The 23,352-nt window shown below is 45.2% G+C and carries 16 protein-coding genes; 7 read left to right on the forward strand and 9 right to left on the reverse strand.

Features of this window, described 5'->3' with window-relative positions:
- Positions 1 to 59: 59 nt before the first annotated feature.
- The 3 genes from prpB to AC0J5Y_RS06520 form a co-directional block, all read right to left on the reverse strand.
- Complete coding sequence (gene prpB / locus AC0J5Y_RS06510; RefSeq protein ID WP_475129936.1) at positions 60 to 950, reverse strand: methylisocitrate lyase; 891 nt, start codon at positions 948 to 950, stop codon at positions 60 to 62.
- A 372-nt stretch (positions 951 to 1,322) separates the two neighbouring features.
- Positions 1,323 to 2,600 carry an NRAMP family divalent metal transporter gene (locus AC0J5Y_RS06515; protein ID WP_475129937.1) on the reverse strand — a complete coding sequence of 426 codons (1,278 nt, stop codon included), beginning with the start codon at positions 2,598 to 2,600 and terminating at the stop codon, positions 1,323 to 1,325.
- A gap of 292 nt (positions 2,601 to 2,892) precedes the next feature.
- Positions 2,893 to 3,918: a LysR family transcriptional regulator gene (locus AC0J5Y_RS06520; protein WP_475129938.1), complete on the reverse strand. Its 1,026-nt coding sequence runs from the start codon at positions 3,916 to 3,918 to the stop codon at positions 2,893 to 2,895.
- A 225-nt stretch (positions 3,919 to 4,143) separates the two neighbouring features.
- On the opposite strand from AC0J5Y_RS06520, the gene AC0J5Y_RS06525 reads away from it, so the two are divergent.
- Complete coding sequence (locus AC0J5Y_RS06525; protein WP_475129939.1) at positions 4,144 to 5,181, forward strand: hypothetical protein; 1,038 nt, start codon at positions 4,144 to 4,146, stop codon at positions 5,179 to 5,181.
- 19 nt (positions 5,182 to 5,200) lie between these two features.
- Here AC0J5Y_RS06525 and AC0J5Y_RS06530 read toward each other — a convergent pair whose 3' ends face one another.
- From AC0J5Y_RS06530 to nirB, 5 genes are all read right to left on the reverse strand, one after another.
- A complete protein-coding gene (locus AC0J5Y_RS06530; protein ID WP_149408271.1) occupies positions 5,201 to 5,542 on the reverse strand; it encodes a DUF3817 domain-containing protein in 342 nt (113 codons plus the stop codon).
- 175 nt (positions 5,543 to 5,717) lie between these two features.
- Positions 5,718 to 6,680, reverse strand: coding sequence for an acyltransferase (locus tag AC0J5Y_RS06535; RefSeq protein ID WP_475129940.1), 963 nt, complete (start codon positions 6,678 to 6,680; stop codon positions 5,718 to 5,720).
- A 176-nt stretch (positions 6,681 to 6,856) separates the two neighbouring features.
- Positions 6,857 to 7,543, reverse strand: a complete 687-nt coding sequence (locus AC0J5Y_RS06540; protein WP_475129941.1) for a hypothetical protein — start codon at positions 7,541 to 7,543, stop codon at positions 6,857 to 6,859.
- A gap of 126 nt (positions 7,544 to 7,669) precedes the next feature.
- A complete protein-coding gene (nirD, locus tag AC0J5Y_RS06545; protein ID WP_475129942.1) occupies positions 7,670 to 8,077 on the reverse strand; it encodes a nitrite reductase small subunit NirD in 408 nt (135 codons plus the stop codon).
- A 45-nt stretch (positions 8,078 to 8,122) separates the two neighbouring features.
- Positions 8,123 to 10,726 carry a nitrite reductase large subunit NirB gene (gene nirB, locus AC0J5Y_RS06550; RefSeq protein WP_475129943.1) on the reverse strand — a complete coding sequence of 868 codons (2,604 nt, stop codon included), beginning with the start codon at positions 10,724 to 10,726 and terminating at the stop codon, positions 8,123 to 8,125.
- 559 nt (positions 10,727 to 11,285) lie between these two features.
- Here nirB and AC0J5Y_RS06555 point away from each other — a divergent pair.
- The 5 genes from AC0J5Y_RS06555 (at position 11,286) to cobA (ending at position 21,110) form a co-directional block, all read left to right on the forward strand.
- Positions 11,286 to 12,803, forward strand: a complete 1,518-nt coding sequence (locus AC0J5Y_RS06555) for a NarK family nitrate/nitrite MFS transporter (RefSeq protein ID WP_475129944.1) — start codon at positions 11,286 to 11,288, stop codon at positions 12,801 to 12,803.
- Between the two features lie 260 nt (positions 12,804 to 13,063).
- On the forward strand, positions 13,064 to 15,025 hold the full coding sequence (locus tag AC0J5Y_RS06560; RefSeq protein WP_475132113.1) for a bifunctional protein-serine/threonine kinase/phosphatase: 1,962 nt from the start codon (positions 13,064 to 13,066) through the stop codon (positions 15,023 to 15,025).
- Between the two features lie 68 nt (positions 15,026 to 15,093).
- Positions 15,094 to 16,692: an NAD(P)/FAD-dependent oxidoreductase gene (locus AC0J5Y_RS06565; protein ID WP_475129945.1), complete on the forward strand. Its 1,599-nt coding sequence runs from the start codon at positions 15,094 to 15,096 to the stop codon at positions 16,690 to 16,692.
- Complete coding sequence (locus tag AC0J5Y_RS06570) at positions 16,689 to 20,102, forward strand: molybdopterin-dependent oxidoreductase (RefSeq protein WP_475129946.1); 3,414 nt, start codon at positions 16,689 to 16,691, stop codon at positions 20,100 to 20,102. The genes AC0J5Y_RS06565 and AC0J5Y_RS06570 overlap by 4 nt, the downstream gene beginning before the upstream one ends.
- A gap of 189 nt (positions 20,103 to 20,291) precedes the next feature.
- The gene (gene cobA, locus AC0J5Y_RS06575) at positions 20,292 to 21,110 is read left to right on the forward strand and encodes a uroporphyrinogen-III C-methyltransferase (protein WP_475132114.1); all 819 of its coding nucleotides are present in this window, start codon (positions 20,292 to 20,294) and stop codon (positions 21,108 to 21,110) included.
- A 37-nt stretch (positions 21,111 to 21,147) separates the two neighbouring features.
- Here the strand turns inward: cobA and AC0J5Y_RS06580 are convergent, their stop codons facing one another.
- Positions 21,148 to 22,374 carry an SIP domain-containing protein gene (locus tag AC0J5Y_RS06580; RefSeq protein WP_475129947.1) on the reverse strand — a complete coding sequence of 409 codons (1,227 nt, stop codon included), beginning with the start codon at positions 22,372 to 22,374 and terminating at the stop codon, positions 21,148 to 21,150.
- A 149-nt stretch (positions 22,375 to 22,523) separates the two neighbouring features.
- Between AC0J5Y_RS06580 and AC0J5Y_RS06585 the strand changes: the two genes are divergently transcribed.
- Positions 22,524 to 23,288, forward strand: coding sequence for an ABC transporter ATP-binding protein (locus AC0J5Y_RS06585; RefSeq protein WP_475129948.1), 765 nt, complete (start codon positions 22,524 to 22,526; stop codon positions 23,286 to 23,288).
- The last annotated feature ends 64 nt before the right edge of the window (positions 23,289 to 23,352 follow it).

Consider the following 23,352-nt stretch of genomic DNA (forward strand, 5'->3'; position numbering starts at 1 on the left):
ATCAAATACTGCGTTGACATCCTCATTGATAGGAAAACCAACGCTTTTAACCGCTAAAACTACTTACTATCTGCAAATAACTTGTCTAGCGTTTGTTCAAACTCATGATAGTTTAAGAAGTCATACAGCTCCATACGGGTCTGCATGGTGTCGACGACTTTGTCTTGCGTGCCATCATTGAGTAGATGCTGATAAACGTTTAATGCTGCTTTGTTCATCGCACGGAAAGCTGATAATGGATAAAGCACCATATCAACACCTACCGCATACAACTGCTCAGTAGTATAAAGGTCAGTCTGACCAAATTCAGTCATGTTGGCGAGGACTGGGATATCAAGCACGTCGGTAAACTTACGGTACATCTCAATATCCGTTAGTGCTTCTGCAAAAATCATATCAGCGCCCGCTTCTTGAAACGCAACCGCGCGCTCAACCGCCGCATCAAGACCTTCAACAGATAGGGCATCGGTACGCGCCATAACGACGAAATCACTATCTACTTTGGCATCAAGTGCCGCTTTTAGGCGATCAACCATTTCTGAGATACTAACGATTTCTTTATTTGGACGATGACCACAGCGCTTTTGGGCGACTTGGTCTTCAATATGTACCGCCGCCACACCGGCTTTTTCCATTTTACGGATGGTTTGAGCGATATTAAATGCACCACCGAAACCGGTATCAATATCGACGAGTAATGGCGTATCAACCGCATCGGTAATACGGCGTGCATCTTCTAAGACGTTATCAAGGCTAGTCATACCCAAATCTGGCAAGCCAAATGAGGCATTGGCCACGCCAGCACCAGAGAGATACAAGGCTTGATGACCGACTTGGGTTGCCATCATAGCGGTATAAGCGTTAATCGCGCCTGCAATCTGTAGCGGTTGGTTGTTATGATTTTTTTGTTTCATTGCACTGCGAAAGCGAGCGCCAGCTGATGGTGTCATGTCGTATTCCTTACGTAGAGGGAGGATCTTGTCGTTGTCATGCACGATTCAATCGTTGTGCTTGATTATACCCAATTATACTTGGCTGCAAAGCAGGATTTTTCTTTAATTATTAATATAAATTAAATTCATAAGTTAATAATATTAATATTATTCATTTTATGGATAATGGTATCCATTAATTAGAGGTTTGCGTCTATTAGTATTCATAACGCATCAAACACTGCATTGCTTCCGATTAAATATTTACATCTGGTTACAATTATTTCTATCAGTGTTTTATTGTTGTCCACAAAAAAGCCCTCTTAGTTGGGCTAAAAGGGCTTTTACTTTATCGAACCTATGATTATCTAGACTAGCTAGCCGCTATTTTTAACCAAGGATACCAGCTAGGTTGGCTAAGAATAATAAGGTAAAGCCACCTAAAAATATAAGACTTGCAATCGAATAGGCGTTCATACCGGCTGATAGTTTTGTATGGTTTTTCACAAGCGAATAGTTTAACCAACCAAATATAGGCGCGGATATAAATGCCGATATCATCGCAAACTTCAGCATAGTACCTAATTGACCTGCAAAGAAGCTAATAATCAAAAGGCCGCCACCGATAGCATAAGTGGTCCAAAAGGCGATTTGCTTTTTGTTAATCTCGTCTTCACCTTTTAGCAAGCGCCAGCATTCGGCATTGGCACGTCCGTAACCGTCTGCACAAGTAATCGTCGTGCCAAACATACACATAAAGGCGACAAAGGCGACCAGTAATCTTGACCATTCACCGATAGTGGCGGTATACATATTGATAAGCTGATCAATATAAGCGACACCTGCGGTTTGAATCTCTTGACCTGAGCCGTATTGTACGAAAACGCCCAACGCTAAAAAGAACAAGGCTAAAATAGCAGAGACTAAGAAACCTACATTAAAATCCAGTAACCCCTGACGATGAGTGGTATTGTCAGCTTTTCTTTTCGCTGATGTCCACATCGAGGTGATGGCAGCGAACTCAAGTGGGGCTGGCATCCAACCCATCAATGCAACAATAAATCCTAAAGTCGCCAAGTTCCAAGGAGAGGCAGGGACAAAATCAGCAACCATAACAGTCGGCTTACCAGCAGCAATCATCACCGCTAACACGGTTGCGGATACGAGCGCAATCATAATCCACTTAGTCACGCCGTCAAGCAACTTGTAGTGACCCGCAATTAGAAAAAACCAACATACCGCAACGATGATGACAGCTAAGGCAATACTTGATAGTCCTACAGATGCGGGCAGCATAAAGCCCAATATTACTGCTGCAAGCAAGGTCACAGCCCCCGTACTAATTACCGCCGATAAAATAGATAGGATAAAATAAATCCAGAGATAGGTTTTTGAGCGTTTGGCATAGCCTGCGATTAAGCTCTCGCCCGTGTCATAGACATAATCGGTGGCAAATCGGAAGAACGGATACTTAAAGACGTTGGCTAATATAATCATAATCGCCAGCTGCCAGCCATATAACGCGCCAGCCTGTGTTGATGAAATCAGGTGCGAGCCGCCAATAGCAGCAGTCGCCATCAGAATACCGGGACCAAAGATTCGCCAGCTAAAGCCTTCTTGCTGCGCGGGGAGAGTATCGCTTGGGTTATTGAGTGGTTGTGTGGTCATGCTTACCTCGAAATGGTTAAAACAGCAAATCATCACTTACCTGTGTCAGTTTGCCAATGATCATGAGCGCATCGCTTAATACTGTTTATGAGTACTGTTTCTTAAAACGATTTGTCTTGTATCGACTTTAACACACCAATCTGGTTTAGTAGAATGATTATTCACATGATTATTACTTATTTTTTGCATAGCTATTCCTGATAGTTAGCATAATTAAATATAAATATCAAGATTTATCATGGCTATTTTTCGGGCTTCTTTATACCACAATAATGACTCAATATATGATAATTTAGCGCTGAGATTCAAATTTTTGCCGGCGATAAGTGATGCCGCGCTGCTCGTAGACATGATAAGTCGCACGCAATAAGTCAGGAATATGAGGATGCACAAAATCCTTAAGTGTATGCAGATAAATAGGTGAGGTGACGTTTTCGTGAATGAGGCGCTGATAGCTGATCTGCTCCGTACGCACCGTTTTTAAGCTGGCAGGTACTAAGGTGATGCCTTCGCCCGCCGCTACTAACCCGAGTGCCACTTGCAAGTCACTGACGGTGGTGGTCATAAATGGAGAGATGCCGTACTGTGCAAATAAATATAGTAAAGGCTCTGTTATCTGCTCAACAGTAGAGACCTGATGATGGCTCGTATTATTTTTCTTATTCTGCCCCAAGGTTTTAAGAACCCCTTTGGTTGATACCGTTTGTGGCATCGTAGATACAGGCAAGTGGGTTTGATGATAGAGAATCAGGCGGTTATTTGCCAAATCGATCAAGCGTTGCTCGCGTACATTGGCAAGCGGATGGGCTTTGGGGAGGGCGACGACATAACGCTCATGACGTAATAGTATTTGCTGAATCCAAGGGTCTTGATGGGCAAAGCGTCCAAAACCAATATCGATGTCACCAGATTTGAGCGCATCCATTTGCTGATAGGAGCTAATGTCCTTTAGATTGACGTCAATCTCAGGATTGGACTGCTTCAGTCTGGCAATAATCTCAGGTAGCAACCCATACAGTATAGAGGGTACAAAACCGATATTTAATGCGCTGCTCGGGGTGGATAAGCGCTGAGTCATACCAACAACCGTATCGACCTCTGTCAGTATGGTACTGATTTTATCGTAAAAGAATGTGCCAGCTTCTGTTAGATGTAGCGGTCTGTGATAACGATCAACCAACATCACGCCCATGTCTGTCTCAAGTTGCTTGAGCAAACGGCTTAGACTGGGCTGTGACAATCCGATTTTGGTAGCGGCTGCGCTAAAGCTCCGAAGCTCGGCAACGGCAATAAACGCATTGAGCTGCTTTAAATCCATGTTTTATGCTCATTTATCTGTAATATCATGTCGATTGATGAAGCGGATACTACTGTATTTTATATCAATAACCGCAGCACTATAAAATTATGCTTGAAGCATACGAGTTGACACTCTATATTGTTTGTTAACGATAGCGTTACACTTTAGCAAACTAAAAAACTTTTTCCTTCATTCTAGCAGTCATCCACGGTTTCGTGGCATAAACTGGTTTGGTATCACTTCATGAGCGACAAAAAAGACAAGCAAAGCGCCGATCTAGAGGCAAACTTAGCAAAAATCGCTAATACGAAGCCCCGACTGCGTAATCGTAAACATAATATCTATGAGCGTTATATCACTCGTGTTGAAAGTGCAGAGACTATCGAAAGTACTATTGAAAGTACAGAAAATGAGAGCGAGCCATCTGTCACCACTGATGTTTATGATGAGACTGATGCCGGTCTTAGGGCAAGTCTACTGGACAGTCCTGTTCAACCGTACATATTACAACCGCTTAAAAACGCTGACAAGCTGTCATCCTATGAGCCACTAAGTGCAGCAGAACTGGAGTTATTTGGCAGCCAAGAGCAAGATAATGTGGAAAATATAGCAGGGTTACAGATATCTGATAACGCGAGCACATCGGTAAATTTGGACTTCTCTGATGAAGATGAGAAGGTTATATACTCTTTAATGACAACTGAGGCGACTGATGACGCAGCTTCTACAGTTAAAGATGAAGATACTGAGGTAAATGATAGCGCTTATATTGATGAACCTATCAGCACTGCATCTTTAATAACCTTACCCATCAAAAAATCGAAAAAAAAGAAAGCGGTAAAATCAATACAAAAGCAGAAGAGTGGTAAAAATCCGCTCATTATCGGTATGGTGCTTGGCTCACTCATGATTTCTGGTGCTGTATTCACGTTAATTGCGACTGGTTTCTTGTCCACGGGTACTACGTCTACAGCGTTAAATGAAGCTGGCAAGCCTATTAATGAAAACGCGACTCAGACAAGCCCGGTCGCCAAACAAACAGCTACTGACACTGAAATGAACACCACTGAGAAAAATGTTGTGGTAGAGGCTAATACGCCACCTGCTATTATTGAAGTGCCCAGTGATTCTTACCCTGCCAAATCATCAATATCCAAGCCTGAAACGAACGTGATGAATAATGAGGCAGCTGCTAGTACGTCAACATCAAAGCCTGCCATCACATACGAAGATTTTAGAGAAGAATCACAAAACACGCTATATCGTGAAACAGATGATTAACGTCATGAAAACCTTTGCCTTAAATAACTTTCTTGCTTTTCTTTAGGCTCTTTTTTAACCAATGGTCAAATATGAACGGACCAAATGGTAAGAACGAGCCAAGCACGCCGGCAGGGATCGCCCATATAGGCATTTTTATCTTGACGGCCGTGCCCATGAGTACAACAATATAGGCGATGAATAAGCCGCCGTGAGCCATACCGATATATTTTACGCCTTCTGGAATGTCCATCATATACTTTAGTGGCATAGCGATGCAGAGCAACAGTAAAAACGAGGTGCCTTCTAGATAACCTATCATCGTAAGCGTTTTTAGTGCTGTATTTTGTTCTGTTGTAAGATTAGAGGCGGGTTCAAACATTGGCTGAGCTTGTGGCACTGTCTTTTCCTTTTGTTATCGACATATAAGGTATGGTCGTTTAACGAGGTAAACAATAATAGCAACTTACGGCTGCTATTATTGGCTTGCGCTAAAAAACCAATAGAACGATCAATATATGTGCAAATAAAACAGACTAAGTTAAGAAGCTTGCTAGCTAAGCATCAAGGGCAGGGGGCTTACTTTCAAATTCCGCCAGCATGTTAGTAATGAGCTGGTCTTTTTGCTGCCAAACTTGCTCAACCCAATCAAACATTTCTGCTTTTGTCGCCTCATCAGTCTCATAGCCGCCATTTTGGACACTGGCAAATAAGCCATCAGGCATCTTAATATGTCTGACATCGACGCCCAAACGCTTGATATTGCCTTTCCATAAGTCGCCATATGTCGGCACACCGTCAGGATAGACGATGGTCATATCTAAAATACCATCGATGTCTTCACCAAGCGCACTAATCGCTAGCGATAAACCACCAGCTCTTGGTTTAAGCAAATGCGTATAGGGCGAGTGCTGCTTGTCCCGTTTTTCGGTGGTAAAACGTGTGCCTTCTAGATAATTTAACAGTGTAAAAGGCTTGTCTTTTAGGAGTGCGCAGGCACGTTTTGCTTCTTCGATATCTTTGCCTTTTAAGGCAGGATTTTTCGCAATCGCCTCTTTAGAATGTCGACGCATCATTGGAAAATCGAGAAAATAGAAAGCTTGACCAATGACCGGAATATATATCAGCTCAAACTTGGTAAAAAATCGCGTCAATGGCAAACGCTTTTCACTAATATATTGCACGATACTGGTATCAACCCACGATTGGTGATTGCTTACCAGTAGATACTTGCCTTTGGTATGGATATCGTCAGGTAGGCTGATACGCCAGTCTTTATCCGGCAGAATGTTATCGATCATCGCGTTATTGCTGTTAATCCAATAATTGGTCACATCAATGACCGCTTTATCAGCAATCGCTGCACCAGTAACAGCTTTGGCTGCACCCATAATCCATACAGGAGGACCTGCCAACATACTATTAAAAGTAATAACGCCTGTTGCTGTGGTCAGCGAAGCGACTTTGCCAAGTTTAGGATTGCGTTCATGTAGTTTTTGAACGAATGATTTGAATCGCATGTTAAATCCTCTTAACCTTACATATTATAAGTGGTTAGTAACGTAGTGGCATAATACTAGCAGAAATCGATAGGCGTGTTTACGTAATTGGTTGAGCTTACGACAAGCCAAAAACAAAAAATCCAGTGTTAAATACTTAACACTGGATCAATAAGACCAATCACTCAAAGTACTAACTAGCCCTGTAGTTGATCAATCATACCTTGATATTTGTCTTTTTTCTCAGCAATCTTACTACGCTCTTCTTCTGCATTGTCTACCGCTCCTTCAGAGTCTGCCACTTTCTTATCGAAAGCTTCTAACTCGGCAGTTTTGGCATCTAAAAGTCTATTAAGCATGATAGCAACTGCTTTTTCAGAAACGTCAAGTGTCATATTGGAAGCTTCAGACGTAAAATCATCTTTAAGCTTAGCAGCCCATTGATAGATATTAGCTATCGTCGCACTATGCTTGTCATCATGCTTGTCCTCATTTTCAGAATCAGATTTATCCTCTTCGTCAGATTTCACTTCTTTTTTATCAGAAATAAAGTCATCTTTGAGCTTAGCAGCCCATTGATAGATGTTAGCTATCGTCGTGCCGTGCTTGTCTTCTTCAGTCGACTTGTTTTCTTTATCAGAACTATCATCTTGATCGTCTTTATTGGACTCATCATCCTTACTAGCCATAGTTTCTTCATCAACCTCATAGTCTTTTTCAGCATTGTAATCTTCAAAATCACCGTCTTCATAAACGACAGTATCGCCTTTTACTACTTCTACGCCTGTTACTGCATCATTTGAAGGCGTTGTCGCTGCACTCTCCAGAGACTCTAAGGCATTTTTAATATTATCATTATTGGTATTGGTAGACTTGTCAGACATGATTTATGATCCTTTTAATGGCATTAGGTAAAATATATTTACCGCCAATATTATGCCAGTACAATTTTTTATTCAGTATCTTAATGTAAATTACATGTTTCAATTTGCTAAAAAGACGGCTACACCTCAAACAACTTCCATTTCTAATAGTGTTGCAGATGACATTTCTAACCGATCATACTTTATCACCACATTATTACTTTCAAGACTGGTATCAAGCTCAACATGGTAAGTAGTAAGAGTGACACTTGTATCATCCAAGCATTGACCGGTGGCAAGGTTAAAGCGCTGCTTATAAATAGGTGAGGCCACATACAGCACAGCTTCATCAATTCCAGACTCGTTAATAACAGTAGTACCACCAATTAACCCTCTAGATAATACGTTGGCCTGACTAAAGGGATCATAGTTATCAAGTGCGAACAGCTTATTGCCTTTGGTACGAAAAATTGCCACTTGTTTGTCCTCTATCAGTGCACAAACACCAGTCTCAGGGAGGATATCTTCTAATTTGCAAACGGTATACTGGTTCATTGGGTTATCCTTATTGCTATATTATCGGATGGTATTAAGCGCTAATTAAGCCAACTCAGTCACTAAGATTTTAGCTTTTTCAATATCGGTCGCGGGGCGAATTTGCTCGCGCTCGGTGACAAAGACCACATTGTCATCTCCTTGTTCACTATTGACGAAGTGACGGAAGCGTTTGAGCTTTTCGCTATCGGTGATGGTGGCTTTCCACTCACACACATAATTATCAATTAACAGCTGCATTTGTGCTTCTAGCTCATCAGCGATGCCTAGACTGTCCTCGATGATGACCGCTTGTAGATATTCAAGGCCGCCGTCTAGACTTTCGCGCCATTTTGAGGTGCGCTGGAGTTTGTCGGCCGTTTTGATGTAGAACATAATGATGCGGTCGATATATCTGACTAAGGTCTCAGTATCGAGGTCGGTTGCGAACAGCTCGCCGTGGCGCGGGGTGATACCGCCGTTGCCGCAGACGAATAAATTCCAGCCGTTTTCGGTTGCGATCATGCCAAAGTCTTTACTTTGCGCCTCAGCACACTCTCTCATACAGCCTGACACACCCATTTTAATCTTGTGCGGCGAACGCACGCCTTTGTAACGATCCTCTAACCTCAAAGCGAGACCCATACTGTCGTCAACCCCGTATCGGCACCAGTCATTACCCACACAAGACTTGACGGTACGTAGCGATTTGCCGTAAGCATGCCCAGTTTCAAACCCTGCTTGCACCAGTTGTGTCCAGATATCAGGCAACTGCTCCAGACGTGCACCAAACAGATCAACACGCTGCCCGCCAGTGATTTTGGTATACAAGTTAAATTCTTTTGCGACTTGTCCAAGGATGATGAGTTTGTCGGCAGTGATCTCGCCACCCGGTACTCGCGGCACGACGGAATACGTACCATCTTTTTGGATATTTCCTAAATAGTAATCGTTGCTGTCCTGTAATGGCGTCAGTTCAGGTTTTAGCACATAATCATTCCAGCACGATGCCAAAATAGAGGCGACGGTTGGTTTGCAAATCTCACAGCCATGACCGCGACCATGTTCAGTCAGCAGTTCATCAAAGGTTCTGATGCCATGCACCCGAATCAAGCTGTACAAGTCTTGACGAGAGTAAGCAAAATGCTCGCACAAGTCGTTATTGACCTCAAAACCAAGCGTGGTTAGCTGATGGCTCAGGGTGTCTTTCACCATGGGCGCACAACCGCCGCAGCCGGTGCCTGCACTTGTCACTGCTTTTACATCAGCAATCGAGTACGCGCCGTTTTCGACCGCTGAGCAAATTGCGCCTTTGGACACGTTATAACAGGAGCAAATCGTGGCGGTATCTGGCAGATTGGCGATGCCCATTACAGGTTTTTCGACATTGGGTAGGATCAGGCTTTCAGGATGCGCTGGCAGGTCAATGTCATTGAGATACAGTTGTAATAAATTATTATAGTCTTCGGTATCGCCCACCAATACAGCACCAAGCAAGCGTTTGTTATCAGGCGTTGTGACCAGTTTCTTATAGATACCTGTCGCAGGATTTTGATATAAATAGCTCAAGCTGTCGGCGCTTTTGCCATGTGCGTCGCCAATACTACCTACATCAACACCCATCAGTTTGAGCTTGGTGCTCATATCAGCGCCCGTAAAGGTTTGTGTTTTATCTCCTGCAATTTGCGCCGCACAAATACTCGCCATGTTATAGCCGGGTGCTACTAAGCCAAACACTTTATTGTCCCAAACGGCGCACTCGCCAACCGCATAGACATGATCGGCATTGGTACGGCATTGCTCATTGATTAAAATGCCACCGCGTGCGCCTATCTCGATACCGCATGTTGGATTGTTTTTGATAATGCCATCTTGTGGTCTAATACCTGCGCTAAACACAATCATATCGGTATCAAGCGAGGTGCCATCGGTGAATTGCATGGTGAGATAGTTGGCATTACTGTCTGTACTATTAGGGTCTGTACTATCAGGATGAGAAAAAATCTCCTGAGTGTTTTTGCCTGTCAGGACTTTTACGCCCAGCGCCTCAATTTTGCGCTTCAAAATCTCGCCACCCGCTGCATCAAGCTGCACGCCCATTAGCTGCGGGGCAAACTCGACCACATAGGTATCGAGACCTAATGTAACCAAGGCTTTTGCTGCTTCAAGTCCAAGTAGACCGCCGCCCACCACCACGCCTTTTTTGACTGTGGGTAACTCAGCAATGGCCAAAATCTCATCCAAATCAGCAATGGTACGATACACATGACAGTGCGGATGCTCACGACCAGCAATTGGTGGCACAAACGGATATGAGCCTGTCGCTAGCACCAACTCACTATATTCAATCTGCTCGCCAGCTTCAGTGGTGATAGAGCGATTGGTCGAATCGATATCTACAATTCGCTGGTTCAAATGCAAATTAATTTGCGACGACTCATAAGTGGTGAGGTCGACGAGGTTCAGCTTACTGGCATCCTTGTGCTCAAAATAACTGGACAAATACACACGGTCATAAGCAGGACGGTCTTCTTCAGCAAACACATGAATCTCAAACTGCTCATGTAACCCTTTTTCTATGGCCCGCTCAATAAAATGATGTCCAACCATACCGTTCCCAATCACCACCAACTTAGCTTTACCTGCCTTACTCACTATAGTGCTACTCATGTGATTATCCTTAGTCATGGGTTTGTCTAAATAGTGCTTACAGCAAGACACCTTCAATAACTGTGCCAAAAACCGTTATATAGCGCCATATCTCTAAGCGTGAGGCTCAAAACTGCAGACAAAAAGCGATGACAATGACAATGTATCTCTAAGATAGCGCGGTATTTTCGAGGGTATGAATAGCAATAGTAAATAAAACCGTTATCGCTCTTTACAGATCAGAATATAAAAAATGGATGCACCAAAATAGATAAAACCATGCACCAATTTGATTGTATTCGTGGCAGTCAGGGTTTCTCATTCATCTCGATAAAATTAGCGTTTGTATATGGCTGTTAAATTATGAATGACCTTGCAACATCTCCTTGGAAGCCATCTACAGTAAAGCATGAACGATTTTATCAAAGCTGAGGTTTTATCTGTATAACGAGGCTCATAGCGGCAGCTGGCACAGCCATTGCACCACCTTAATTGCTCTGACAGATCAGTTCGCTCAATATAACGTATTCTTACGGCTTTCCCTGTTAGCCCTGAATTTTACTATTTAAGGAAACCGCTTATGTCTTCATCGCCATCATCAAGCCCCACTGCACCAAATAAAAACAAGCTTAACATCCTATCTTTTACTGGCAAAAATAAAATCCTTCATTTAGGTTGGATGGCGTTTTTTCTGACTTTTTTTGTGTGGTTCAACCATGCACCGTTTTTATCAGCAATTGGTGAGACGCTGAATCTGACTAAAGACCAAGTCAAAACGCTACTGATTTTGAACGTGGCATTGACGATCCCCGCCCGTGTCATCATCGGCATGTTGACCGATCGTTTTGGCCCACGTCTTGTCTATACAGCGATTTTGGCCATCGGTGCGATTCCGTGCTTTACCTTTGCCTTTGCACAAGATTACAACACCTTGGCCTTGTCTCGTTTTTTACTGGGTTTTGTGGGTGCAGGCTTCGTGGTTGGTATTCGCTTGATGAGTGATTGGTTTCCGACCAATGAGCTGGGCACGGCAGAAGGCATTTATGGCGGCTGGGGCAATTTTGGCTCAGCCGCAGCGGCACTGTTATTGCCAACCGTGGCGATTGGTGCAGCGGCTGTCTTTGGCGGCGATGAGGGCTGGCGTTATGCCACTGCCGTATCAGGTGTCGTCATGGCACTTTATAGCGTGGTTTTTTATAAAATGGCGCGCAACACCCCCAAAGGTGCCACTTACTTTAAACCCAAAAAGTCGGGCGCCATGATGGTGACGTCATCGGGTGATTTTTGGCTGATGATGGTGTTTAAATTGCCGATGTATTTGGCATTGGCGTTATTGGCATGGAAGTTGTCACCTGCTGGCGTGAGTTTGCTTAGTCAATCTAGTGTCACTATGGTTTATATTGGTCTTGCTGTGCTGTATATCTACGAATTCATTAGTAGCTACCGCTTTAATAAAGAGGTCTTTACCACGCCTGTACCTGAGGCGCATCGTTATGATTTTAAGCAGGTTGGCATCCTCAATATTCTCTATTTTGCAACTTTTGGTTCAGAGCTTGCCGTCGTCTCGATGTTACCGTTGTTTTATCAAGAGACCTTTAGCTTATCGATCGTGATGGCGGGTGTGCTGGCATCAAGTTATGCCTTTATGAACCTTATGTCGCGTCCTGGCGGCGGTTGGCTCAGTGATAAATTCGGTCGTAAAATTACCTTGTTGATTTTAACTGCTGGGCTGGCCGTCGGCTATCTATTGATGGGCTTTCTTGACTCAACATGGCCGCTGGCGCTGGCGTTATTGATTACTATGTTTTGCTCGTTTTTTGTACAAGCAGGAGAGGGTGCAGTCTTTGCGGTGATTCCACTCATCAAGCGCAGTATGACAGGGCAATTTGCAGGCATGACGGGCGCATACGGTAACGTCGGCTCAGTGGTCTATTTAACGATACTTAGTCTGGTGTCGTATCAGGTGTTTTTCTTTGTGATCGCCGCGACAGCCGTGATTGGTTTCTTTGCGCTATTTTTACTCAAAGAACCTGAAGGTGTCATCATAGAAGAGATGCCAGATGGAACGTTTGCCGAAATTCAAGTCAGCCATCGGTAGCACAAGAAATATTAATGGGGATGACTGTGACCACGATGACAAAAGCTTGCCAACAGAGCAGTCCAAAAGACACTCACAACAGCCCGCCACGTAAGGGTGATAAAGTCAGTGCGGACTTGACTATTAATATGGCTATCGACATGACCATTGATATTCCTGCTGACTCGGATAGTCACAGTCACATTTGTAGTCAGTCATCTGCCATTGAATCCAGCCATTCTAATGCAGACTCTGCCTTATGGTGGCTGGACTTTTTTACTATGAAAGGCCGTAAAGTGGAAAATCAAGACAGCCTACTAATAACCACTTGTCTGCCGCATTATTTTGGGGATGCTGTAGCGACCGAATCTGCCGACTTAACCCAAAATTATGTGCCTAAACAAGCGACAAGGCTAACAGCGCCACTGCTTGTGCTCATGGCAGATGGCGTCAGTGCTTGCCAGTTTCCAAAACAGGCAAGTCAGCTGGTCATCAACACCGTTGCCGAAAAAATCACACTTGCATTGGCAAAATTGGTGCAAGTGCAGTATGAGTCTGAGGATCAGCCTCAAGCCATGCCTGCCAGTTTGGATGAGGATCAAGTGGCTAGCATCATTAGAACGGCAGTCAATAAAGCCAATGATGTGTTGTATTTTCCGCAAGCATACCAGCGAGTGCCACCTTTGTTGTCGACGCTGTCAGGCTTATTGTGTATTGGTGATCGTATTCATCTGTTCCATACGGGCGATTCACGAATTTACCGTGTTGGAATAGACAGTCTGACGGTACTTAGTGACGATCACCGCATTCATCGAGGCGAAGACAAAGGAGCGCTGTCGGCAGCTATTGGCGCTGATGGACAAGTGGATTTACAACAATTGGTATTTACGCTGCATCAAAACGAATGCTTGGCAATCATGACCGATGGTATTTATGAGCATATCGATGAGGTCGAATTAACGTTTGAGCTATGTACGGCAGCGACAAATATGTGTCAGGCACTGGCTACCACGCATAAACTACCAACAGGGTTTCAAGCCAGTCAGACCATATGTGAGCACGCTTTTACAGAGGGCAGTCACGATAACTTGAGTATGATCATGCTGAGTATGAAGGCGATATCAAATGAATCGACCTTGATAGATAGTTCTAGTGCGGTTGATTTGCCTGAAAGTAATAGCGCAACGTCTCACGACATTCATCGCTATCAGTTGCCCACAGATTTAGAAGTGGGGGATTGTATCGATGGTTTTACCGTGATCAGTATTATTGCCTGTACTGCCCGCAGTCATGTGTATCAGGTGCAAGATGCTGATCAAAATGACTTTGTGCTGAAGTCGCCAAGCCTTGATACCATTGCTGATGGTCATTATCTGCGTGATTTTTTACAAGAACGCAAAATTGGTCTGAGCCTCTCAAAACACCGCCGTGCTGGCGAGTCTGCTTATAATCAAGCGGATCCCAATCTCTTGCAGACGACTGACGCAAATAAAAACACTAGCCACAATATGGGGTCGGGATTGCACGCCTCAGGGCTGCTGCGTTACTACCCAGTGCCTGCTAGCACCAACTATTTATATCACTTGACCGAGTATATCGAAGGCGAGAGCTTACGCGACTTCATCGAACGCCATGCGCCCTGCGATGTATGGCAAACTTATGATTTGCTGACCAAAATCGGTATGGCCGCTCGCGTGATGCACCGCAATTATCTCCTGCATCAAGATATTAAACCTGAGAACATCCTCTTAACCCAATCAGGGGCAGTGAAGCTAATCGATTTTGGCTCTGCCAGCTCATCAATATTAAAAGACAGTACGCGACCACCCAATGGTGATCTACATTACGCTGCACCAGAGTATTACACTGATGCACCAAAAGGGGTACATTCTGACCTATTCTCCATTGCCGTGATCGGTTATGAGCTATTGACAGGGCAACTGCCATTTGGCTCGCAAGATTTGATGAATCCACAGCAGACTCTCGTCATGCCAGCGCAGCCGTTACGGCAACACAATGTACCGTCCGTTATTCAGCAAGCGCTCATGCGGGCGCTACACCCCAATATCAATGTTCGCTATCAGGCCATCGGTGAGTTTTTACAAGACTTCAATCCTGACAATCGAGCACGCAGTCGCGACCCTGAACCACTAATTAAACGCAATCCCTTATTGGTATGGCATGGCATTTGCTTCATACAAACGGTCATCATCGTCTTATTGTTGTGGGTCTATCTGTCATGATCGCCCACGTTCAATGACATGTTATCGCTTGTTTAACATTGCACTATGCTGCTAAGGAACGTCGCTTTATGTTGCTTCATAGGTCAAAAACTGCCGAAAAGTCTAATATTTATACGACAGAATTTATCGAAAGGTCTGCCTATCACGCCGCTAGTGACAGTGTTAGTGACAATGCTAGTGCTAGTGATAATGCTAGTGCTGGCGAACATAGTGCTGATAGCCATAAGACCAATCATCATAATGATCAAACTGGCAGTGCGGGTGTCATCATCATTGGCGCTGGCATGGCGGGTAGCCGCTTTGCCATTGAGCTTGCACGGGCGCGGCAGCAAGGTATACAGGCAAATAACGCGCACTCAGACAGTATGCAGGCAGAAACCTCTGCTGTACCGCTACCAATCACTCTGATTAGTAAAGAGCCACAGGTGGGTTACAACCGCATCATGTTGTCGCCAGTGCTGGCAGGAGATACGGCGTTTGAGGACACGTATTTGTATGATAAATCAGAGTATGAGCAATTGGGTATCACGGTACTGGCTGGGGTCGGCGTTGAGACGATTGATACTGAACACCAGTGTATTAAGCTTAATAATGGGCAAAGTCTTCATTATGCCAAATTGGTGATTGCGACTGGTTCAACGGCTCGAGTGATACCGTTTCCCAATCATACGGCCAAAGGTGTGCATGTCTTTCGCGACTTAGCAGATGTCACCACGTTAACCGAGTATGCCCGTCAAGGCAAAACAGGGATGGTGATTGGTGGCGGTGTATTGGGATTAGAGGCAGCATGTGCGTTGGCTGCGCAAGGGGCAAACATGACCGTGATTCATGTTGACGATTATGTGCTCAATCGCCAGCTTGACTTGCCAGCTGCCGAGCTTTTGCAAGCCGAGTTAATTCGACGCGGCGTTGGTCTAGAAGTGTCTGCAAATACTGAAGCCATCGTCATAAACGACGCCGACGAGGTGTGCGGACTGGCCTTAAAAAACGGTCGTATCTTGCAGGCAGATTTTATCGTGATGGCAGTGGGCGTGATTCCCAATACCGCCCTGACGAAAGACAGTGGTATTGCCGTCAATCGTGGCATCGTTGTGGATGACTGCATGCACACCAGTTGTCCTCATGTGTATGCAATCGGCGAGTGCATCGAACTAAATGGGGAGCTGTTTGGCATGGTCGCTCCCGTGAATCAGCAAGTCGATACGCTCGTGACGGTCTTAAAAGATGCGCTAATATCAGACCCCATAGCCCCATCAGACGACACTGGGTCCTCACAAGAGCACTGGATACCTTTCGTTAGCAAACCCTTGTCTTTAAAGTTAAAAGTATCTGGCGTATCGGCGTTTTCTGCTGGTCAAATTGCCTTTGAGGATGACGATGCTGAGGCTATTGAAACGCTCATCTATCGTCAGCCCACTTTAAGCCATTATCACTGCCTTTATCTTAAGAATAATAGAGTCATCGGCGCTGTACTCTATGGTGACGTCAATGATGGCAGTTTTTACAGTCAACTTATCACCGACAACGTCGATATATCGCTCATAAAAGAGGACTTAATTTTTGGTAGTGCTTATTGTGATTTGGACAAATTGAATCTGAACGATAGAGCCGTTGATGGGACAAATGATGTATTGGCCATGACTGAGTTGGTGGAGGAGGTATCATGAGTGAAGTGGCAATCAATAAAACCTCAGGTCAATCATCTCGGCATCCTAACAATGTGGCGAGCCAGACCATTGCTACTCACGATATCAGTATGACTGACACGATGAATCAAGTGCGGTCGCTAGACACCGCTCATGGTTCGATCAAAACTGTCCGTACAACCTGTCCTTATTGCGGCGTTGGTTGCGGTGTTTTGGCTCAGATTGATGAGGCTGGCACGGTCAGTGTCAAAGGCGATCCTGAGCACCCTGCTAACTTTGGCAAACTATGTTCAAAAGGCAGCGCGCTTGCCCAAACATTGGGTGCTGAGCGTCGATTGACTCAGCCTTATTATCAAAACAAGCTGGCATCCATGCACCAGCAGCAGCCCATGTCGCTAGAAATATGTAATCGCCTTCATGCTACAAAAATGTTTGATACACAGCCACTTATTAACAACATCGACTGGGACACTGTATTAGCAGATATTGCCAAGCGTTTAAACGACACCATCGCCAAATATGGACGCGACAGCATTATGTTCTATGTCTCAGGTCAGCTATTGACTGAAGACTATTACGTTGCCAATAAGTTCATCAAAGGTTTTATCGGTAATAATAATATCGACTCCAATTCTCGGCTGTGCATGTCATCAGCGGTAGCAGGGCACAAGCGGGCGTTTGGTGCCGATCTGATGCCCGCCAATTATGCAGATCTGGAAGCCTGTGATTTGTTGGTAATGGTCGGCTCAAATATGGCGTGGTGTCATCCTATTCTCTTTGGACGTTTTTTAGCGGCCAAGAAATTGAATCCAAACAAAAAGCTAATCGTCATCGACCCACGCCGTACAGATTCTTGTGAGTTTGCGGATTTGCATTTGCCCATTGCGGCTGGCACTGACACGCATTTATACAATGGTTTATTGCATTACCTTGAGCAGCACGGTTGCCAAGATGAAGAGTATGTCAGCAAAGTTATGGGTGTCGACGATGCTTTGAATGCAGCTAAAGTATGGACGATTGATAAAGTGGCGAGCGCCTGCCAAGTGCCAAGTGATAGTATTCGTCAGTTTTATGAGCTGGTTGCGGCCAATGAGCAGACAGTGACCGCGTTCAGTATGGGAGTGAATCAATCCAAAAGTGGCACGGACAAGGTCAATGCCATTATCAACACTCATTTGTACACGGGGCGTGTGGGTAAAGTGGGGGCAAGTCCTTTTTCACTCACTGGTCAGCCCAACGCGATGGGCGGACGAGAAGTAGGCGCACTGGCCAATTTGCTGGCTGCTCACTTGGATTTGGCAAATGCCGATCATCGGCAGTTGGTGGCGGACTTTTGGGAGGCACCTCACTCTATTGCTCCAGAGGCTGGCATCAAAGCGTGCGATGCAGCAGACGCTATTTTGGATGGTCGAATCAAGGCTATTTGGATTATGGCGACCAATCCAGTGGTCAGTTTGCCAGAGGCGGACAGATTTCGCCAAGCGCTGGCAGAATGCGACTTGGTGATCGTGTCTGACTGTTCAATAGACAGTGACACGGTGAAATGTGCTGACATTGTACTGCCTGCGCAAGGGTGGGGCGAAAAATCAGGAACGGTCACCAATTCTGAACGGCGCATCTCTCGTCAACGCTCAATAATGCCAGAGACAGGTGTGGCAAAACCAGACTGGTGGATACTGTCACAAGTCGCCAAACGCATGGGGCTGGCAGGGTTTGACTATCAGGATCCCAGCGAGATATTCAACGAGCATGTGGCATTAACAGCCTATGGTAATGATCAAAATCAAGATGTATCACCCCAAAATCAGCCGCGTTATTTCAATCTCGCCAAAGATTTGTCTGTGTTTATGACGGAGGCCGATCATAACGGTCAGCCTATTCATCAAAGCCGTAAGTCAAGTGCGCTTAGTCGTGAAGATTATGACATGATGCCACCGTTTCAGTGGGGCGGCACGCGTATCTCTATGATTCAAGACAAGGTATCTGATCCGTCGGTAGAGAGTGCTATTCACCAAATAGTAACTTGCATCAAAGCACAGCTGATCGCCGTGACTCCTTCTAATGATGCCAGTGTGCCCAATCGACACCGCCCAAAGCGACAATCTAAAAGACGGCAAACTGATGTGCATTCGTCTCTTTTTAATCAAGCGTCCTTTAAACAGCCCCCTCAATCGGTCAGGAAAACAGAGGAGGATCTATCGTCAACATTGAATAACCCAAGCATTGATTTACGGCTTATCACGGGCAGACTGCGCGATCAATGGCATACCATGACTCGCACAGGCTTAGCCCCGCAGTTAAACCAGCACCAATCCGTACCCACACTGACACTACATCCTGATGATGCCAAGCAATTGGGTGTGGCAGCCGATGACTTTGTGCAGATTTATCGTCAATATGAAAAAAATGTGACATCTGCTCTGACTGATGATGTCGCCGCGAGTAACGTACTGGTACAAGTGGCGATTAGCAATGCAATGCGAGTTGGCGATGCGTTTATGCCGATGCACTGGAGCGATGCTTTTGCCAGCTTTGCTCGTATGGGTACGCTGATTCCAACAGTTGTCGATCCACATTCGGGGCAGCCCGAGCTTAAAAACTCAGCAATCAGTGTTAAGGCTGTGCCTATGTACACATTTGGCAAGATTTTGGTGCATCTTGACTGGCAAGACGCCGTTATAGTGCAATTGCGTACCATTTTGGATAATCTTGAGGCAAAAAAAGGACGAGAAGCGTTATTGCAAAATAATAATAGTGCAGGTGTTGATACGTCTTCGGCAGCTCAATTACCCTCATTTACTTGGAATCTCAGTCGCCAAGCGAATAGCATATTAATCAACGTTGCCAGCCCAAGCATGAAAGTACGTGATCGGTTGAATACCCCTGAGTTTTGGCAGCAGTTTGCCCAAGCTGTGCAATCCTCATTGCCATCAGTTTCACAGGCTTGCGCTATGAATACGGCGTTCACCGTCAGCCAAGAGCACCAGCAATTGCGCTTGATTATGACCCAATCCATCGATGAAGCAGCGGTAAATAGCAGCGTGACGGCCAACATAGCCAACATCAAAACAGACAATCAGGAGGTTCGTGAGGCGCTCATCATGGCTGTCTATCTTGCCCCAACGTTCAACGCGCTACCGAGTATACATTGGCTCGACAGCTGTTTTGCCGATACCAGCCAAATCCCCTTCAATCAGCGTTATAAGTGGTTGTTAGCAGGGCGTCCTGCCAGTGGTTATACCGATCCCGGGGTGTTAATTTGTTCGTGCATGTCCGTTGGAAAAAATATCATCATTGAGGCCATTACTACGCATAACTGTACCAGTGCGGCCGCAGTCGGAAAACAGTGCCGAGCCGGTACCAATTGCGGCTCTTGTGTGGGTCAGATCAATGAATTGATCGCGGAGTATGGTCAATTAGTACAAGCTTAATCGCTCATGTGGCACGCAGTTTGCAACCTATAGCTTATAGAGTAAAACTGATCACGGGTCAGTCATAGACTGAGTTTTTTAACGGTTTTACTTTTCGTTATCCACTTTACTGCATTTATGCTGTCACCAGGAGCTACCGTCATGCCGCATTCATCTGCCTTTGTGTCAAACCGTTCAACGTACGACTTAATGGGTCAAAACTGTGCAGAAACGACCAAAGCCTATCATAAGAAAGGCGTTGTATATTTGGTGGGTGCGGGATCTGGTGACCCTGAACTGCTGACCTTAAAAGCATTGAGAGTGATGCAGCGTGCCGATGTGGTGCTGTACGACAGCTTAGTCTCTGAAGATATTTTGGATATGTGTGCGCTCACTGCCGAAAAGATATTTGTCGGTAAGCGCCGCGCCAATCATGCGTTACCGCAAGAGGGTATCAACGAGCTTTTGGTCAAACATGCGCTTGCCAATAAAGTAGTGGTAAGGCTAAAAGGCGGTGATCCCTTTATCTTTGGGCGCGGCGGTGAAGAGATTCAAGAAGTGGTACGTCATGGCATCTACTTTGAGTCAATTCCCGGTATCACCGCCGCCAGTGCTGCGGCAAGTCGAGCAGGTATTCCACTGACGCATCGCGATCATGCCCAATCGGTGCAGTTTGTCACTGCCTGCAAAAAACTCGGCGAACCGAATACTGACTATAGTGAATTGCTTGACAGCACTCAGACGGTCGTTTTTTATATGGGATTGCACCGTCTGGACGAGATGACAAAAGGGTTGATTGCGGCAGGACGCGACAGTGAGACACCCTTTGCTATCGTCAGTCATGCCAGTTTACCCACGCAGCAAGTACTTATAGGCACAGTAAAAGATATCGCAGAACAACAAGCGTCTGCCAATCTGCCCACACCTGCACTACTGATTATGGGCGATGTGGTTACCCTGCATGCGGAGTTTGCCGAGTTCAATCTTGGCACACTAGTAGCGCCAACCATAGAAGCCAGCTGTGTATAGTTGATTCTAAATAAAAAAGGGGACAACGATTGTTCTATCAATCCTTACGCCAATAAACCTTAATAACCGAGTCAGCCCGCGCCAATCCGAGCCTTTGTTGCAGCAGCCCTCGAAGTGTTTTGGCTGTACCTGCTTCTAAAGCGCCCCAAACCTTATCAATGTGTAAGGAATGTGTGGTCAAATAATCAGCCAATGTCGTATCGATTAAGTCGGCCAGCGCTCGTCCCGCATTGACTTGATCCGTCACCAAAGGCAATACCGTAAAGTGATTGTCTTGCTGATTTGCCGCATTACTATTTATGCTATCAGCGCCTAATTTAACCGTATCAAAATACGTTTGATCGGCAGCATCTTCTGTGACACAAAGGACTAATGGTGGCTGAGAATTATCCCAAAGCTCCAGCAAGCGCGCAACAGTTGGCATCGAGGTTTCATCAGCTATCAGCAATGCTTGACCTTCACGCAAATGCTCAATCTTTTCAGGGAATTCACGTTTGCTTATCACGCTATCGCCTGCTTGTAATGAGCGTGCCCAATTACCACCTGAGGTGTCGCCATGCAAAAAAACATCGACCCATGCTTGTACGCCATCTGAGGTTTGCCATGCTTTTCTTAATGTGTAATAGCAATGAGCACGCGCAGGCGGCTCGTTTTTATCAATGCTGTTATTAGCGCCTTCAGCAGGGATTTTTGCCACGCTGCGGTTATGCTCTAAATCAAATAAATACGCATAGCCAGCTTCATTGATTGGTACAGAACTTGAGCGATGATGGTTTGAGGTATCACCAATAGCATTTAAGTGAGGGACGGTTAATATAAGACGCAGCATGTTTTTGCTGACCATGTGGCTGTCCTGTACGACAAAATGCTGTTTGGTCAATTTGATGGTTTTTTTGCCGAGCTTTTTGTCCGCTTTTTGTTTGAGCGCAATATATTGGGTGTGTAACTCACCCATTTGGGTGATAGGCGCTATGAATGGGATAAAAAACGTCTGCTCAGGTGTCTGAGTAGATGTTTTTTTTGTGTCGTCAAACTGTACCTGTAAAGCGATGGCTTCTGCATAGACCGTTGTCAATTTTACGTTTGCGTTCACCAGCTCGTCTGAGCTTACCGAAATAAATGCACGCAAAAATCCATGCAGTTCATCGACATGCTCTTCATTGATATGAGCCATGGCATCTGCAATCTCAGGGAAAGTTAAGATAGTATATGAGTCTGCTTGAGTAGGAGAATGGTATTTAATAGAGGGGATAGAATGGGTCATATATATACTCACGAACAACAGTGAATGGAGGAGGAAAAAACGGCATCGCCATTAATGATAATTGTTTTTATTCTCATTTACGAGTAAAATCAGCTTTTATTGACTTTTTGATACAAAGACCGCGACTTTAATTAATAACGAGTACCTATATGTTACGTGCAGATCAACTGATCGTCAGTCGTCAAGGAAATACCTTACTAGACAATGTGAGCTGTGAGATGGCCACCAATGAATTGGTGGCCTTGGTTGGACATAATGGTTCGGGCAAATCCACTTTGATTAAAGCGTTGGCAGGCGAGATGATGAGTAATGGCGGTAGCGTCAATTTAGATGAGCGCCGTATCAGCGATTACAGCAGTAAAGAGCTGGCTCGGCACATGGCTTATTTGCCGCAGCAATTGCCCGATGCTGCTGGCTTTACGGTGCGAGAGCTGGTGATGCTGGGACGCTATCCGCATCAAAAGTGGCTGCAAAAACCAAGCCAAATTGACAAAGACAAAGTCGCAGAAGCGATGAGTATCACACAAACAGAGGCGTTCGCTGACCGTATCACAGCCACACTCTCAGGTGGCGAGCGCGCCCGAGTTTGGTTGGCGATGTGTTTGGCGCAAGACACTCGCTATCTGCTGCTCGATGAGCCATTAGCGGCACTTGATATGCATTATCAGCTAGAAGTGATTCAGCTTATTCGTCGTTTGGTCGATGAGCAGGGCTTGAGTGTGGTCATTATTATCCATGATATCAATCTGGCCGCGCAGTATGCCGATCGCGTCATTGCGCTAAAAAATGGCCGTGTTTGCCATAATGGTGACATCAAAAGCACCATGCAGCCTGACATATTGCGTGACATCTTTAATGTCGATATGCAGTTGCTTCAGCATCCTATAACAGGACAGCCGGTTGCCGTTGCTTGATATCAGGCTTTCCCCGTTATTGCTCATTTACTTATCTCATCTTATCCGCTTAAAAAAGATAGAC

Source organism: Psychrobacter sp. TS_SC_6 (assembly GCF_056156305.1).